At 37.7% G+C, this 16,601-nt stretch carries 18 protein-coding genes and 1 pseudogene; 5 read left to right on the top strand and 14 right to left on the bottom strand.

Annotated elements, in window-relative coordinates; translation table 11 throughout:
* The first annotated feature begins 3 nt into the window (after nt 1-3).
* From P9L93_02075 to P9L93_02055, 5 genes are all read left to right on the top strand, one after another.
* Nucleotides 4-225, top strand: coding sequence for a DUF167 domain-containing protein (locus tag P9L93_02075; GenBank protein MDP8229870.1), 222 nt, complete (start codon nt 4-6; stop codon nt 223-225).
* On the top strand, nt 222-851 hold the full coding sequence (locus P9L93_02070) for a class I SAM-dependent methyltransferase (GenBank protein ID MDP8229869.1): 630 nt from the start codon (nt 222-224) through the stop codon (nt 849-851). Before P9L93_02075 ends, P9L93_02070 begins: the two co-directional genes overlap by 4 nt.
* 15 nt (nt 852-866) lie before the next feature.
* Nucleotides 867-1,622 (top strand): DUF481 domain-containing protein, encoded by a 756-nt coding sequence (locus P9L93_02065; GenBank protein ID MDP8229868.1) that lies wholly within the window; start codon nt 867-869, stop codon nt 1,620-1,622.
* 8 nt (nt 1,623-1,630) lie between these two features.
* On the top strand, nt 1,631-1,876 hold the full coding sequence (locus P9L93_02060) for a hypothetical protein (protein MDP8229867.1): 246 nt from the start codon (nt 1,631-1,633) through the stop codon (nt 1,874-1,876).
* A gap of 430 nt (nt 1,877-2,306) precedes the next feature.
* The gene (locus P9L93_02055; GenBank protein MDP8229866.1) at nt 2,307-2,837 is read left to right on the top strand and encodes an ORF6N domain-containing protein; all 531 of its coding nucleotides are present in this window, start codon (nt 2,307-2,309) and stop codon (nt 2,835-2,837) included.
* Between the two features lie 596 nt (nt 2,838-3,433).
* Here the strand turns inward: P9L93_02055 and P9L93_02050 are convergent.
* The 14 genes and pseudogenes from P9L93_02050 to P9L93_01985 all read right to left on the bottom strand — a co-directional run bounded on the left by P9L93_02050 (nt 3,434) and on the right by P9L93_01985 (nt 16,158).
* Complete coding sequence (locus P9L93_02050) at nt 3,434-4,195, bottom strand: hypothetical protein (GenBank protein ID MDP8229865.1); 762 nt, start codon at nt 4,193-4,195, stop codon at nt 3,434-3,436.
* 27 nt (nt 4,196-4,222) lie between these two features.
* Nucleotides 4,223-5,242, bottom strand: a complete 1,020-nt coding sequence (locus P9L93_02045) for a hypothetical protein (protein MDP8229864.1) — start codon at nt 5,240-5,242, stop codon at nt 4,223-4,225.
* Between the two features lie 89 nt (nt 5,243-5,331).
* Nucleotides 5,332-5,454, bottom strand: a pseudogene (locus P9L93_02040) (DNA mismatch repair protein MutS).
* Nucleotides 5,403-6,059 (bottom strand): hypothetical protein, encoded by a 657-nt coding sequence (locus P9L93_02035; GenBank protein ID MDP8229863.1) that lies wholly within the window; start codon nt 6,057-6,059, stop codon nt 5,403-5,405. Before P9L93_02035 ends, P9L93_02040 begins: the two are co-directional and overlap by 52 nt.
* On the bottom strand, nt 6,056-6,499 hold the full coding sequence (locus P9L93_02030; GenBank protein ID MDP8229862.1) for a TIR domain-containing protein: 444 nt from the start codon (nt 6,497-6,499) through the stop codon (nt 6,056-6,058). The genes P9L93_02035 and P9L93_02030 overlap by 4 nt, the downstream gene beginning before the upstream one ends.
* Before the next feature lie 127 nt (nt 6,500-6,626).
* Nucleotides 6,627-9,863, bottom strand: a complete 3,237-nt coding sequence (locus tag P9L93_02025; GenBank protein ID MDP8229861.1) for a P-loop NTPase fold protein — start codon at nt 9,861-9,863, stop codon at nt 6,627-6,629.
* 190 nt (nt 9,864-10,053) lie between these two features.
* Nucleotides 10,054-10,575: a hypothetical protein gene (locus P9L93_02020; protein MDP8229860.1), complete on the bottom strand. Its 522-nt coding sequence runs from the start codon at nt 10,573-10,575 to the stop codon at nt 10,054-10,056.
* Nucleotides 10,576-10,660: 85 nt separating this feature from the next.
* A complete protein-coding gene (locus tag P9L93_02015; protein MDP8229859.1) occupies nt 10,661-10,861 on the bottom strand; it encodes a helix-turn-helix transcriptional regulator in 201 nt (66 codons plus the stop codon).
* Between the two features lie 509 nt (nt 10,862-11,370).
* Nucleotides 11,371-12,483: a hypothetical protein gene (locus P9L93_02010; GenBank protein ID MDP8229858.1), complete on the bottom strand. Its 1,113-nt coding sequence runs from the start codon at nt 12,481-12,483 to the stop codon at nt 11,371-11,373.
* A 68-nt stretch (nt 12,484-12,551) separates the two neighbouring features.
* Nucleotides 12,552-12,773: a hypothetical protein gene (locus tag P9L93_02005; protein MDP8229857.1), complete on the bottom strand. Its 222-nt coding sequence runs from the start codon at nt 12,771-12,773 to the stop codon at nt 12,552-12,554.
* A gap of 169 nt (nt 12,774-12,942) precedes the next feature.
* Complete coding sequence (locus P9L93_02000; protein MDP8229856.1) at nt 12,943-13,380, bottom strand: hypothetical protein; 438 nt, start codon at nt 13,378-13,380, stop codon at nt 12,943-12,945.
* Entirely contained in the window at nt 13,377-13,931 is a 555-nt protein-coding gene (locus P9L93_01995) for a hypothetical protein (GenBank protein MDP8229855.1), read from the bottom strand. The genes P9L93_02000 and P9L93_01995 overlap by 4 nt, the downstream gene beginning before the upstream one ends.
* A gap of 15 nt (nt 13,932-13,946) precedes the next feature.
* Complete coding sequence (locus tag P9L93_01990) at nt 13,947-14,345, bottom strand: hypothetical protein (protein ID MDP8229854.1); 399 nt, start codon at nt 14,343-14,345, stop codon at nt 13,947-13,949.
* Nucleotides 14,346-14,709: 364 nt separating this feature from the next.
* Entirely contained in the window at nt 14,710-16,158 is a 1,449-nt protein-coding gene (locus tag P9L93_01985) for a hypothetical protein (GenBank protein ID MDP8229853.1), read from the bottom strand.
* Between the last annotated feature and the right edge of the window lie 443 nt (nt 16,159-16,601).

Here is a 16,601-nt window from a genome sequence, read left to right as displayed (position 1 = left end):
TAGATGAGGATAGGACTTAAGGTCATAACAAGGGCTAAAAAAGAGGAAGTCCAGAAACTCTCTGAAAATAGCTACAGGATAAAGGTTTTAAGCCCGCCAGAAAAAGGCAAGGCCAACAAGAGAATAATAGAGCTTCTTGCAAAAAAGTTCAGCGTGAAGAAACGAGACATCAAGATCGTATCAGGAGAGACTACTAATAAGAAGATAGTAGAGATAAGCTTATGAAGCCTTATGGTCAATCTTTAAAGGAAATCTGTGAGCAGGCAATGGAAGCAGGGAAGCAGATAGATCTGTCCGATTGCGTTTATGGCGAAACCACGGGATCAAGTTTTTTTCTTAATCGCCCCACCAACTACTATTTTTTTCTCTCAGGATTTGTCATGACACAGAGACTTACGCATATTCTTGAAATAGGGACAAATTACGGCGGTTCTATCATGTCTATTAGTAAAGGATTGCATGAAGATGGTATTGCGCATAGCCAATTAGTAACAGTGGATATCGCCAGTAAAAATAAAGAAGGGTTTAAAAAATACCCTCATATAAGTAGGATACAGGGTGATTCACTGGATGAAGAAGTCGTGAAAAAGATCACCTCGTCCTTTGACAGAGACATAGATCTTCTTTATATCGATTCACTGCATGAATATGAGCATACAAAAGAGAATATAAATATTTATACCGACAAGCTGAGCCCCAGCTATGTGATCCTGGATGATATCAGGCAATGCGATGATATGAAAAGGTTATGGAATGAGCTGGAAGAAAAATTTAAAGACAATGCCTTTGACGTCTCGGATATTAGCAGAAGAAAAGGAGCCGGGTTTGGCATTATCAGGAGCAGATCATGAAGGGAGAAAATTTTTATGCGTTACACCAAGAAAGTCCTATTGTTTATAGCTTTATTTTTTTGTATGACTGAAGAAGCGCCTGGGGTATTGGCCGAGGAAGCCGCTCCGGAAGCTACATGGAAGAGAAACGTTTCTGTGGGATACAATAAGTCCAGCGGGAATACTGATTCGAGCGAGTTAAACGCTAGCCTTTTTGTCAGCAGAAACAGAGTGCATGTTGACGAAATAACGCTTAAAGGCGATATCTATTATTCATCTTCAGATAAGAAAATGGATGCCCAGAAGTGGAATGGTTCTGGCAGATATGCCTTTAGTTTTGGCCAAAAAAAGAAATGGTACCATTTTTATAAGCTGGAGGCAGATCATGACAGGTTTGCCAATATCGACTACAGGTTGCTGCCTAACACTGGTCTGGGGTACTGGTTTCATGACACAGACTCTATGAAGCTTATGATGGAGGCCGCAGGGGGCTATGAGCATACGGAATATAGGGATGCCACAGAAGAGACCAAAGAAACGGTGTTTATATCAAGGGGGTTTTTAGAGAAAACTCTTTTTGAGAATGCAAAAATAAGCCAGGATGTCTTTTTTTATCCTGTCATAGATGACTTTAGCGATTATAGGCTTCATTCAGAGACAGTATTTACCAATCCTGTTAGCGATAAGCTAGCTTTGAACGTAAGTGTGATAGATGATTATGACTCTAAGCCAGCAGGAGACACAAAGAAAAACGACCTCAGGGTTCTAACGTCATTAACGTATTCTTTTTAAATTCTCTTATGCAGGATGCAGGCGCAGATAAAAAACAGCAGAGCAAATGGTATCTTAAGACAGGGTCTATAGTAGCTGCTTTTGTATTTGTAGGGCCGTTTGCCTTGCCACTGGTCTGGCTTACTCCTGATTACAGCAGGAATAAAAAGATAGTTATAACTATTATTGTCGTTATTGTAACTTATTTTTTAGGTATCTTGGTGATCAATTCCTTGAAAACCATAGCAGAATATTATCGGTTACTGGGATCATGATGGATGAAAAGCGATACAATCAAATACAGAATCAGAAATACCTGGAACAAGAGGCTTTGTGCAAGAGGTGTGGGGCTTGTTGTGGAGTTCTGGAGGGAGACCCCTGTGAGCACCTGAAAAAGGGCCAGGATGGCAGGTATTTCTGCGATACCTATGATAATCGCTTTGGCCTACAAAAAACCATAAAAGGTGAACCAGTATTATGTGTCCCAATCCGCAACATGCTCCACAAGACCTGGTGGGGCCGCACCCAGTGCGCTTATGTAAGACATAGCAGTATTCCTATCTAAATATACAATCAAGCAAAAAAATAAAAATAATTGAAAGAAAATCACCCTCCAGATGTGTCTAATATATGGGTGGTTACAATCTGCGACTACATAGCTTCTAAGGTCGCATTTTGCGACCTTAGACAGGAGGGAGGTATGTAATGAAAGAACTCGTTCCGCAGGAGAGGATCGAACGTAGGATATTTGTGATTCGGGGACAGAAAGTTATGCTGGATAGGGATTTGGCTGAGCTTTATGGAGTAAAGGCCATTAGGCTTAGAGAACAAGTAAAGCGCAATATAAGACGTTTCCCTGATGATTTTATGTTTCGGCTTAATGAAGCAGAGATTAACTTCATGGTATCGCAAAATGCGATACCATCACATAAGCATCTTGGAGGCCATAGACCGTATGCCTTTACTGAGCAAGGTGTAGCCATGTTATCAAGTGTGCTAAATAGCGAACGCTCTATCCATGTCAATATTGCTATTATGAGGGCATTTGTAAGACTAAAACAGGTTCTTGCGACGCATAAAGAACTTGCTATAAAACTAAAGGAGCTTGAGCAGGAAGTCGGAAAACATAGTAAGTTAATAATAAAGATATTCGAGATTATTAAGCAGCTCACAGAGACCCCACCTGAGCCACCGCCAAAGCCAAAAGGTCCGATAGGATTCCATTCTACAAGGTAGGTTTATATCGACCCCTAAAAACCAGGGGTCGATGGGGTTTATAAAGAGGTAGAAGAGATTGCTTCGCTTGCTGCGTTCGCTCGCAATGACATAAGCGGACAGGCTGAGCGCGAATAGCCATATAAACCAGACTCCTTCATGATTAACCCTATCCGCCTATAATGTATCTTATGTTAACTAGGCTATAGAGAGAAAAACACTATAAGTAATTATGGCTAAACGACTTACAGCGTTATGTTAAAAGTGTGTTAATAACTATTTTTCTGGTTGTTTTTGATTAAAAGTTTATTTGGTAAGCCTTACAGCCTATCCGGCCTGTCATTCCAGCGAAAGCTGGAATCTATATACCTAACCTACGTTTAATAACAGAATTAACCCTCATTACAGCCTATTATAGCCCCGATCACCCTTGGATATACCTATATATACCTCTCCCCTGACTTTGTCATTCTCGCGAAAGCGGGGATCTATAAGCGGTTATATTTTAACTCCCTATAAACCAAATTGACCCCTGGTTTCTAGGGGTCGATATAAACCTCTGTTGTTGTGGCCATAATTTTTTGAGTTTTTTATGGTATCTTTAGGTAGGACTGCAATTACAAATGAGTATAAGATTTACTAAGATTACTAAAAATCTTTGCCTTTGATATCTTTTCTAACCTTGTATCAAGCTCTGCTATTTTAAATCTTTCAGGAGTAATCAATTGTAGAATTTTTAAAGATAATACCCCTATTTGAGCAGTACATTTTAAACAGAATTCAATAGCAAGTGCATCATCAGTTAGATATCTTAGATCAAATCTAAAACCATTTTTTACATCTGTGCGTTTTAATGCCAAACTCAAAGAACGTTCATTTGGATGGGCACCATAATCAATCGTTCTATCATATAGCTCCCTAGCCGCTTTTTCTAAGGCTGGGTCTGTTGTTTTAAGTGTTTGTAGCATAAAGCCTGCTTTGAATTTCTCTTTAACTGCTTTCATGCTTTTTTTGTCTCGGTGCCTACTAAGCCATACGGGAGCTAATTTAGGATTTTTGTAAATGTAAAATCCATATAGGGAATTTTCTATCACTCCTCGTAAAACCATGAAAGCTTCTGGAATTTGCGTAGCGAAGACTAAACGAAGTGCAGCCAAAAAAGCTGAATGAGCTTTCAGAAAGAAAAACAATGGAAACCAGTGTTCGCTGTTTCCCATGGAATCAATGGCTGAGCGAAAAAGATTTTCTATATCTACTAGACACTTAAAGAAAGGCTTATCTTTGACAAAAGTAGCAAAGCTATTCTCTCTTGCTGTTTCAAAAAACTCAGTAATCTTATCATTGCCCCATTCAGGAGGCGGTGTTTTTGATTTATTCATTTTTAATACTTGGAGACGCCTAGCCACTCATTTGTTTAATTCTTGTGAAATTCTAAGATTTTTGTCAACCTTATCTTGAAAATCCGACCTAACATTGCCTTCCCAGTCTATTACTTTTATTTCGTTGCATGAAAAATGTGCAGAATAGAACCCGCGATAACTAGGGTCATGAGTTGCAAAACCACAAAAGTAGTAAATCGGGAGATTTCTAGATCTCTTCCTCGCTTCTTGGAGAATGTCATCCGAATCTAGTAAGCCTTTTTCTGCTAAATCTTGCCTTTCGACTTCTGATGTAAATACTGAAACTGAACCATCGGACAAATTCTCTATGATTAAGTAACCATTTATTAAGCATACCCTGTAACTTTTTTGAACGAGCTTATTATTTTCAAGCTTAGATAAAACAAATACTATGGGCATTGGACTACATTCCTTTTTATCGGCTTGATAAACATAATGGAAAATTCCTCCAACTCCTATCTCGCTTAACTGCTTTTCCTCAAAGCCTAAAACTAATTCAGAAAGCCAAAGACATATGAAGCAAGGATAATAAACTATAGGAGCTTTCTTTTGCTTTAGTTTTTCCATTATGAAGGAATTTGAATAGTTATATGCTTGTGATACTATCTTGTCAAGAAGCATTTGGCCGCTTCCCATTGTATATAAACATTCGTCTAACAATTTAAACTCTCGTGTGTGTGAATCTAAAAGGAAAAATTCAGGATTCGGATTTCTAATTCCAAACAATACTTTGAAACCTGAACCTGAATTCCACTTTGACGATTTTATAAAGTTAGATAATTTTTCAACATTGTTTTTTACTGAGTTTTTACAGTCTATGCTTTTCTTGAAAGAACCTAGAAATTTATGTCCTGCAGTAGCGTCTCCTGAAAGACCATATATACAACCATCGAATAAATAGCCCGTTTTTAAGGCATTATTTTCTTTTTGAATTTTGCCATCAGGAATTTTTTTTGTTACCATTAGGTCACTAATAATAGTAAGGAAATTGTGTTCAGGTTTTCGAATGCCTACGATATACGTCATGATAGTCTCTCTTATTAAATAGTTACTAAAAAAGTATGCTTTATATTTTCAGGACCGGTTCTTCAGCTAATCGGAAAAGTGTCCCATCTTCAAAACCTAAAATACACAAAAATCCTTCCAAAATTCTTACTATCTTTCTCTACTCTATGATAGAGCTTTTTTATCTCTTTATCCTGTAAGAAGCGCAAAACATGCTTTTTAAGCTGCCCGCTTTCTTTCCTTGCTTCCTAGAGTGGATTACGATCAGATATAAAACAGTTGATGTCATAATTGCCAGAAAGACAAGTCCATTAAACCAAGATAGTAAAGATTTAAAACCCATCAAACGAAAATCATACGTAACTTTACAGCCAATAATAACCATTAGTAGAATAGGAAAAAAAACTGTGTATAAAAATGAAGCCCAATTTAAAAAAAGTGGAAAGTTTTTTAAATAAGCTGAACTTTCGCGTACAAAAGCAGAATTTTCAAAGTGTGCGCTGAGTTGACTTTCTAATTTATGAGTATAATCATATTGTCGCTCAAGGTATACCACTGACTGAAAATATCTTAGAACAGCAGCTAGAAGACAAAACCAAATAACACTTTCAATAAATGAAAAATTTAAGGGGGCTGTTACTCCAAGGCGAGATGAAATCAATTGGGTTAGAACAAGTATAGCTTCTTCTGGGGTGTAAATCCGAAAGAGTTTAACGATTAAAATAACAAGAACTAAAAGAAAAAATTTATCTCTTTCTTTTATCTTAACAACTAAAGTATCATATGTGCTGTTATAATGCTCAGCTAGTATTTGTAATTTTGTATCTTCTGAACTCATAATAGTCTTTTAGATAACGCTTTGCCTAAGACCTCTATAACATTTTCTTCTTTGAATCCAGCTATCCACCAGTAACCACTTCCTATTAGCTCTTCTGGAACTTCATATGATCCATCTAATTTTACTACTGCTAGTTTGTTGCCCTCTTCTATGCTTTGATGTGCTTCAAAGTTCATCCAATTTTTAAAGCCGATAAGTTCACGGTCTTTATGTACTTGATTTGCATATTCGCCAACAATAAATAAAGTATGCGTAGCTTCTTTGATTTTTAAAGTAAGCCCTGTTTTAATTCGGTCAATATTATTAGTGTTGATTCCTTCCGGGGTTTTGTCGTCAAAAACAAAATCAAAATCTGGATTTGCATCCCACGCTTCAAGTAAATACTTATATCGTTTATCGTGATCATAATCAAAACTCACAAATACTTTCTTTTTTGCCATGATACCCCCCTCCTTTTATTATACCTTAGGGACGATTCTGGAGCTAATAGGGAACCTGCCCCTTATCAACCTCTCCCACTGCTATAGGCTGTACCAAAACAGGACGACTGCTAGTATTTACGCTTTTCTACTTCGAAGATGTAGTCAGCTCTTTCAGGCCATTTTCAAGGATTTCTTTGATTTGCGTATTTCCCTCAAGCTCGCGTGCTATCCTTGATTTTATATCCTCAAAATGGGACTTATAGTCTTTCGGATTGATAGGCGGTTTGATTTTTTTCAACCCTTCAAAACCGAACTTTATCGCTTCTACGTTATTGTTATTGATAATCAGTTTATAGAATAAGAACTCGATAAATTTACTTTTAATGCCTTCCTGCTTCTCTATAGAATCCCAATTTGCCAAAATGCTCCTGATGGCAGCCTGCTGTAACGAATTTTCTGCATTTAACGTATCCAGCCATTCGATAGTAGAACGCACGATGTCCCGCCTCTGGGGATCTGTCAACATTTTGGCACCTTTTAACGCATCTTCTCCTGTTGCTTGGTGCACCGCACTTGCTTGTACCAACAAATGCTTTATTTGATCTGCGTATATATTTTTTAGCTCAGTACAGTCTTTTTTCCAAGTTATTTCATTAGTAGCGACGTACATCTTATTTTTCTCTGGGGGGTTAAGTCCTTGTGCTCGATTCAGAAGAGACTCCAATACCCTCCTGCTGTCATCAATTTTATATTTCCGTGCTTCCAGAAATACCAATATCTGTGTATAATGCGCAGAGTTAATAATATTCACGAGCCACTGCGTACGAGTTTCTGTTGAGGCTATGTCATACATATAGGTAAGGATATTCTGATCCTGTTGGACACGCTGATTGAATTGCGAATTAGACAGTTCAATTGCTTTTTCTCTTTCCTTGATAGGCAAAGAACCTAAAACCCCTTTCATGCTTTCAAGATCAGCGTTTGCAAAAAACGTCTGCGTCTGTGAATTGAGATTTGCCCTATTGGATTCTTCTATCTCGGCCAGTAAAAGACATACTGGAATATAGTATTGCTTCTGTTTCCAATTACTACTTAAGGCAGCCGTTCCCTTAAGAATCTTTGACGAAAGAGCCAACAGTTCCGGTTTATTTGAAGGATCTTCTATAACAGATTTGTATATTCGCAACACAGCCATCATGGTAGCGAGAAGAGTTTTCCTTTGTTCCCTCGCTGGCTTCTGCTGCTCACTATCTAGAAGAGAGGTGTATTGTTGTAAGATTTTCTTACCAATCGCTATTGATGAAATAGGCTGAAACCCACTCAAAACCTTCGTCTTCTCATCCAATAGCTTGGGATTGTCAACATCGGCATCTGAAAAAGTTTCTATATATTTTGTAACAGCCTCTTCTGAGAGATACTTTTTGAGTTTCTCTTTGTCGTTCACTAATAATGCAAGCAAGTCAACATCGGAAAAATACTGTTCAGATATCGACGCCTTAAGTAAACCAATCTTACCTTTCATTAGAGCTTCGTGCTTCAAAAACTGCTTAAATAGACCAACAATGAATTCAGGAGCAAGGCGACTTTTCTCGTCCTTCGGTTTCGTTGTAAAGAGAGCGCAATATTTCTTGATTATAGATGCCCTGTACAAAGTAGGACATTTTAACAGGACTTCATTAAATATCAAGTTGGGGTCGAATTGCGCAAGGTCGTCTTTTAGCTCGCCAGTATCTGCTAGCAGATCAGCAACCTTGTTATAATAAGTTCCCTGCAAAGATAAATTCACCTTATGCAGTGCTTCCAAGGAGCCTGATACAATGTTGAGCAATGAGATTCTTTTATTCTTATACTTTTGGAGCATATCAGGCAACAACTGTTGAAGGGACGCAACCTGTTCCGGTTTCTTCTTAATTGTTTCAAATTTCTTCTGGATAACCTCAACATTGTTCTCTTCAAGTCCTGCTCTTAATTCATTGTAACCAGGAATAGCCATCTCTTGCTCAGACATCTTAAGATACAAGAAAGGTCGAATATCAACATTAGGGACAGGCTTTGTTGACCGAATAAAATTCTGATAGTCCTTATCGTTCGGATTTATTTTCTCCGCATCTTCGAATGTCAAATAGTTCTCCAATATTGTGTCATATATCTTTGAGAAGCGTATTTGAATAGCGAGAATCTTTGCCAGAAAGGCTACATGCCCTGTTACAGCTCCTTTTGGAATCAACGGTGGGATTTCATCTTCGCGCTGTTTAGCCAAAAGAAAGTATGCCAGAAGGACGTTAATGAACTGCTTAATCTGTCTTGGGTTCTCCCGAAAAGCGCTTACGATAACATGGGCTACTTCACTCGGTAATAGCTCTGCGACATTAGTCTCTCCTAAAAGTAATTGCGTATAAGACTGGAGTTCTGTGTCTATGAAAGGTGGGATTCGGATAAACGTGTTAAAAAACTTCCTGATGAATTCGTTGGCATCGTATAAATTCCCTTTTTCATCATCAGAATAAATATTCCTAATATGCTTCTTGATTGCCTCATCATCACAAGTTATTAGAAACACGCAACTCGCCTTTTCCCTCTCTTTAACTAGAAAAGTCTTAATGGTACTAAGCATTTCGACTGCCTTTTTATCGCTACAACGATCCAAATTATCCACAACTATTAGCAATGTCTTGCCCCTAACTTTTTTATCGCCCAATACTTCCTCTACAAATATTCGCTCAAACCCTTCTGCAGAGTCTGTCCTCGGCTCAGTAATAGTGATGCTGACTCGTTGGAAGAAGCTAAGTGCTAGCTGAATTAGGTAGCCAGCAACCCCTAAATTAAAAATAAGATCAAAGCTGACTGAAAAACTCATCGGTATTAAAACATTAGGGTGAGCGGCAATAATTCTAAGGACAAGCGCAGCAAGAGCGATGGCAAACGTAGCAACGCCAACACGGTTGAGGAACATACTCTTGTCAAACTTGAATTTACCTTTTGTTGGATCAATCTCCGAAAGTGACTGGTTGAGAACTTTCTTGTAATTTCGACCTAACCCCAACTCCTCATCCAAAGTGATAAGAAATTGTCTTCGCAATGAATCTTCTTCGTACTTCCAAGCATCAATGTTTGCAATCAAAATATTATTTTTTGCCAATTGGTGGATGAGCCAATGAATAATTGTTGTTTTTCCCGTGCCCCACTTGCCAAACAATCCAATGGTAAAGGGTTTTGGACAAGTCCGAACGACATAGGCTAGGCTCTCCGCAATGCTCTTGTGACCAAAAGCAAAGTCCTTTTCTTGGTCAATGGCTAACGGTGCATCAGATAAGAAGGTAGGATTTTTTTCTTTTTTTGCCGTTTCCTTCTCTTTTTTCTCTGTTTCTAATCCAATATTCATCGGAATCTACCTCCTATCAACTTTTCCCTTATTATACCTCGTAATTCCGTAATTCTGCGGACACAATACTTAATTATACGCTTTCCCCTCAAATAATTAACTAATTAAGTGTCGTGCCCCCAGAACTTTGATGCCTCCTCAATCGGAAACCTCTCCCCTGCTATCTCCTAATGTATATCAAGAAATTGTTTTATTTTTTGCAAATTTCCTTATAGCTTTTCATAATTTCCTGTAGCATTCCCATAGCCTGCCCTATATTTGTTGCATCTTGAAAAAGCTCTTGAGCTGATTCCTTTTCGGCTTTTGTATCCATGAGGGATTCAACTTCGGAAAGTTTCTTTTGGATATTACTAATATCTTCGGAAGACGATGATGATGAAGCGGATGAGCTTGAAGAAGATGAAACTTCTTTTAAATCGGATCGTACAAAATCAATTGTTTCTTTAACGTTTTTCTTTAATTCGGCTAAAGTAATATTTAATTTATCTTTTGAGATATTAAGGGAAGTAATGCGATCAGAAAGAATAACAATTATTATCCCAAAAATGGCTAATGTAATTATCGCTACCTGTTGAGATCCCATCATTGCTCCCCGATATTGTATAAGAGGTAGACACATAATAATAGCGATGCTTCCAAAAATCGCTATTGCTAAAGCCTTCAACTGTATATCGCTTTTGAGTGAAAATAATTTATCAATTATCGAAGCCATTTTTCCTCCTTTTTTATAGCTATTTCTTGTACCGTTTTGGCTCTCCCCTATCAAAGTGTCCCAGCTCTAAGCTTCAATCTGTCCCCTACCGCTTTCTTCCCACTAACTCATCTAAACTAATCCTAAAAACATCAGCAATTTTCACTAATGTCTTCAGTGTAGGGTGTTTTGCTAAGCCCTGCTCAATCTTAGTAATGGCATTAAACGATAGCCCTGTCTTTTCTGCTAGCTTCTGCTGAGACCAGCCCTTCTCTTTGCGTAGTTCCTTTAATCTTTTAGATAACATTTTTCTCCTTGACTTTATATTACTTCTGTGGTATTATTATAGTAATAACTCATTAAGGATACTAATCTAAGAACATTTTAACTCAGATGTCGTCTAAAATCAAGGAGAATCAATGCATCCATATTTCAGGTTTTATTATGAGCGGTTGCTGGTGGGTATTGTTTTGATTGTAATTATGCTGTTGATCCGGGGGATTGTATGGCTATCGGGATGATATCGTTCCCCTCACCCTTACCCTCTCCCTGAAAGGGAGATGGAGTCCTCGTCGGGAACATGCCTGACAGTCATGAAAACATGACTGTCAGGCATGTTGGTATATAGAGTTAATGGTATTTCTTGTACCGTATTGGCTCTCCCCTATCAAAGTGTCCCAGCTCTAAGCTTCAATCTGTCCCGGGGACACTTTGAAGCGTGATTCGGGGACAGATTGGTTAGGAGTTCCCAATACGGCACAAGAACACTCACCTACCCGCTCAATCGCGAACCTGCCCCTATTAACCTCTCTCCTGCTATAGCGCTATGCGTGGTGATATAAACCCTGATACAAACGCATTTTTAATGCCATTTGCCTTAACATTGATATTCTTATGTTCATTGAGATTCTCAATTACCCAGGTAATATATTCGTTATTATCATAATTAAGCACATATGTTTTCTTGTCAGGATTTCCCATCGCAATGTCCAAGCCTATAGCTTCTCTATTCATTTCATCAAAAGCAAAGCCCAAAACGCAAATAACATCAGCTTCAGTCACACACTTACGAACATTATCCTGTATAGACACATCTATGGTTTGCTCACTTGTTCGTAGGAGCGATATCTTCTCGGCCTGTTCAAAAACTAACTTCAAATAGTTGGTATCATTGCTTGGATAAGTGTTTTTATGCGAGCTTATATCAGCTTTACCATATACATGAAAAATATTTGATGTTATGCGACCAACATCAAATTTAGAATATATTTCACCAAGAAAACAATGCTCTAAATAGAGTTCTAAGCTCATGTCATAATTAAATGTTATAAATTTAATAGGGTTTTTATCATATATAGTGTTTAATGCATCCACATTTTGCCCCATGTTCTTTATAAATTCAGCCAAGTAAATATACCAATTCTCTTCATAGCAAGGAGATAATTTCTGGTATCTCTTGCAATCAGGCACAATCATATTATTTGCGAATATATTGTCAAACTCGGTTTTCTGTGGCCATACATATAATCGTAAAATTTCTAACGCGATATACATTCTACCAATAAAAGTATAACTTGGATTTTCGTTTAGAACATAATCTATTGAGCGATGTGTCTTAGAATTTAGTAGGTCAGCAAATGCAATATGGTAATCTAAATTATTTATTTGTTCCCCATGTTTTTCAACATACTGGTTCACCAATTGCCTAGCTCTGCGACATTGTAATTCTGAAAATAACGCTTTATATGGATATTGAAGAAAATCGTAATGTATTTTTTCTTCGCAGTGATAACTACGGAATGTTTCATAAATATCCCTATAAGAATTTTCCTCAATACCTTTAATCATGTTCATGATTAGTTCGCTACCTAAAGGAAATCCAAAAGGTTTACTAGCGCCCGCTCCGAGAATAAATAGTATGTTTTTCATTAGTATACAGTGCTTAGAGTCGCCTCAGCGCTCAATCGGTAACCCGCCCCTTTTTGACACGTTCTCTCTTAATGTTTTTTATTAATATACATTTTAAACCATGCACGTATAATTAAGACACCTATAGCAACACCACCAATACCAATAAAAATATTGTAATCAATGCCAAACATAGGTTTTCTGCTTTCATACATTGGGTCAAAGAAATTGCTTATGCCACCCAGTATGAACAAACTACCTAAGCCCCAAGCAAAAATAAACCAAAAGATATTTTTTAATTTTTCAAACATAAGTCTCCACATTGTTGTTCTCTTGTACCGTTTTGGCTCTCCCCTATCAAAGTGTCCCAGCTCTAAGCTTCAGTCTGTCTCTTAAACCACAAAAAGCAACCTCGGTTTATGCCAAGATTGCTTTATGTCGCGAATATTTAAAACTTCTTAGTGTCCAGCAATAAACAATTTAGTCAACTTGATGCGCTGTTAAAAATATTGCTTTCTCTAAAGCATTAAAGAAATCTTGGTAAGGCTCTGGGTCTTCTATGGCCTTTAAGCCATACTGTGCATTAGCTCTAACTAGTAATTGAGTTTCTCCCCGTGGTCTTGCCGTAACAGAGAGTTTTAACAGGGTATTTGCGGTAAACTTTGAACCCGTTACAGATCCAATCGTCAAATCGGCTCTATCAATTACAAAGTCTAGGTCTTGTAAAGTGCTAATTATTGTACGAAGCATCTTTTGCTTATCTGTCGTATCAAAAGCTCTGGTTTGCATACTTCTCAACTGAACCTGACTTTCGTTTGTTGCAAGCAACTGTTGTCTTGACGAAACACATCCAAACAAAGTAACACTGGTCAAAATAATTACAGATAAAACTACATTTCTACGGGCTAAAGGTTTCATATGCTGTGTGCCTCCAAAAATACAGATTTCGATAACCGTTCAAAAAAACCGCTATACAAACTTTGATCTTTTAAGGTCTCCATCCTCGAAACATCCCCTCTGGCATTCCAAACAATTCTTTGAAATGTAACTCTGACAACTATCTTGCTTCCTTCCAAGCTAGGTTTACTTACAATAGATGCGCGTATTTTTTGTGTTTTATCTATCATCTCTAATGCGTTTGACCTTACCCCTCCAAGAGCACTTAATATAACAGACATTGTAGCTAGTGTAACTTGCCCTGCATCAGTCGCATCGCGATCCTTAGAACCCACCACTAACCCCAACTCTGATTCACTGTCATCTAAGGTGAATCCTAGATCTTGTAAAACACCCGCACAAGACGCGATAATCAGCTTTTCATCTTGAGTATCATACTGCTTCATTTGAAGCTGCCTATTTTGGAGATAAGCTTCGGATGGTTTTAAGAAATCTTTAGGGTAGGTCGTAGCACAGCCAGCTAATGAAATGGCCAATAGTATAACTAGTGAGTGTTTGAAGAATTGCAACATATATAGCTCCTAACTTTAAAAACTGGAAGTGTGATATGCAAAATCTCTGACTTTGCTCTCCGTGTCAAATTTAATAACAACGGTTAATGTTCTCTGTGTTTTTGACACTGCGCCTGAGGTTCCAGGTGTTAAGAACTTCAAGCCAGATCTACTCTCTGAATAAACTACATCAGTGGCTATTTTGTCATAGACCCAAACTTCTCGTCGCTCTTCATCAGTGCTAACAACGTTAGGTGAGCCTAATATTTCTATAACTTTCGCTGAGCTCATACCAATTAAAATTTCACGCTGCACCTTGCCCACGGTTATCCTATCCCCAATGTCGTTACGCACCTCTCCTTTATGGTAACTTGCTGAGGCGCAACCATTAAGAACAACTATCATGCTTAAAGCAGTAATAAAACGTATCAACATTTCTCCTCCTTGTCGCCCTGAATCACGTTTTAATAGGAAAAACATAGTCTCCTAAAACACAAAAAGCAACCCCGGTTTATACCAAGATTGCTTTATATTGTAAAAATGTAGACATCTTTATCACTCGTCACCCCATTGTGATTAGCGAAAATATTATACCAATTTAATATCATTTAAGCAAGAAAAACTTCACTTCCTCGCCAACCCCTCTTCAAACTACTCTTTTAACAGCCTCTGCCCTCGCTTACCCTCTCCGCCTAAACCTTGATCTTGTACCGTTTTGGCTCTCCCCTATCAAAGTGTCCCAGCTCTAAGCTTCAAGCTGTCCCGGGGACACTTTGAAGCGTGATTCGAGGACAGACCTTTAAATCTGCCCATCTATATTTTTCTTAATTTTTCGTAATGAAGTTATTTTTTTCGCTTGAGAGTTACGAGGTGTGTATTCTAATCGAACTATTTGGCCAAGTTGCTCCCCATTAGGATCGAACCTAAGTGGAAAATTATATTCTCCTTTGCTATTAGGCGGAGAGGCAATAAATTTACTTATCCAGTCTGAATACCCTCTTTCTCTCTGTAGGGACAGAGGAAGTCCTCTGGGAAGTTTTTTAAATTTGTAAAAATTTATTGCTTCCCTACCCTGATCGATTATGTCCACTACAAACCTTTCTCCTTCAAACCACCAACGTACGACTACTATATTGTTGGGCTTATTGCCGTTACCATAAATAACCCCATTCTTAACAGCCTCTTTTAATGCTTCCTTCAATTCAGGACTAATCGGAAATAGCTTTTTACGTATCACTTCCATAAGCTTTAGTAATATATTATTGCTATCGTACTTAGAAAATTCACTAAATTGGACATTTTTTAAGATTATTCCATTGGCATGTGGCAGGCTTTCTTCTATCTGCTTAGCCAAGTATTTTTCCACTTTGTCATATTCACTGTAGTTTAGTTCTATATCCAAAAAATCAATTGTCTTGAATTGAAACGTACGGTTACCTTCTCTTTTTGCTGCTTCTATAAATTTTTCAGCCACAGCTAATTGCTGTCCCCTTTTAAGAATAATAGATTCAAGAATAGGTTGTATTGCTTTATACTCTGAGCTTACTATATAGATAATCGCATCGATTTCTTCGCTCGGGATAGACTGTATAAGCAAACCCAACTCTTTGCATGATTTTTTCAAACTTTCCGAGCTTGCTCTATTATCGTTATCTATTGTTGTAAAAAACGCCCAACCTGCATTTTCTACCAGCCACTTTAGTAACGCATTCTTAAACATTATACCTATATCCTGGCCCTGATATTTTGTTACGACGGCTCCTATTGTTTTAATTCCTTTCTCAAAATATTTAGACTTATAAGCTAATTCTGCCCCTATTACCTTCCCATTGATATCCTTGGCTACGAATAAAGCCAATATATCTGAATCTTCTAATTTCGAAAGTGCTGAAGCAAGATTCTCCTCAAGAGATACAAATTTATTTATTGTAAGCACCTTACTCTTATCGTAAGAATCCAAAAGATCCGTTATCTCTTGGTATGTATGTATTTCGTTCATTTCTTCCATCGTTTCTTCTAGTATTATTTCCCCAAAGACACCTATATAATGCATAAATTCTTCCGTACTGGGCGAGATTGTTTCAACAATAATCCGAGAACTTATAGTTTTCTTGTTCTCTTTGCCAAATTTTAAAGGAACTCTAAGTCCTAAAGAATTGGTTGAAGAAAATGTAGGCTCCGCGCACAAAACCACCCCTACTAGCGTAAATATTAACGCTATATTAGTTATTTTATATATCTTTGCCATACAGTTAAGCCCTTTTAAAACCTCTTACTATTGCAAGGCATAAAAAGACCATTTCTTCCATGGCCTTGCCCTGTTATTAATTACATATATTATACCAAATATAGTAGTTATGTCAATAAATTTAGAGCTTCTCCTTCGCCAATCACTCTTCAAGCTACTCTTTTAACAACCTTTCTCTTCGCTTGAGATTGCTTCGTCGCTTTGCTCCTCGCAATGACGAAGAGTTATGCTTCATCTAGTCCCTAAATCTTTTAATCGCCCTGTCCCCCCTGTAGGTCAGGTTTAAACCTGACCTACAGGGGGGACAGGGCATAAGAAATAAAAAAACACTTAAAATAAACCACTACACTCTAGAACAATAAAACAAAAACACTACAAAACACCCACCCCTCCCCTATCCTACTACAAAGCTAAGGTAACGCCCCCTTTACAGGCTTTATAAG

This window comes from Candidatus Gorgyraea atricola (assembly GCA_030765235.1).
GTDB lineage: Bacteria > Omnitrophota > Gorgyraeia > Gorgyraeales > Gorgyraeaceae > Gorgyraea > Gorgyraea atricola.
The sequence above is the reverse complement of the archived record's forward strand: the minus strand, read 5'-3'. Positions and strand labels throughout refer to the sequence as shown.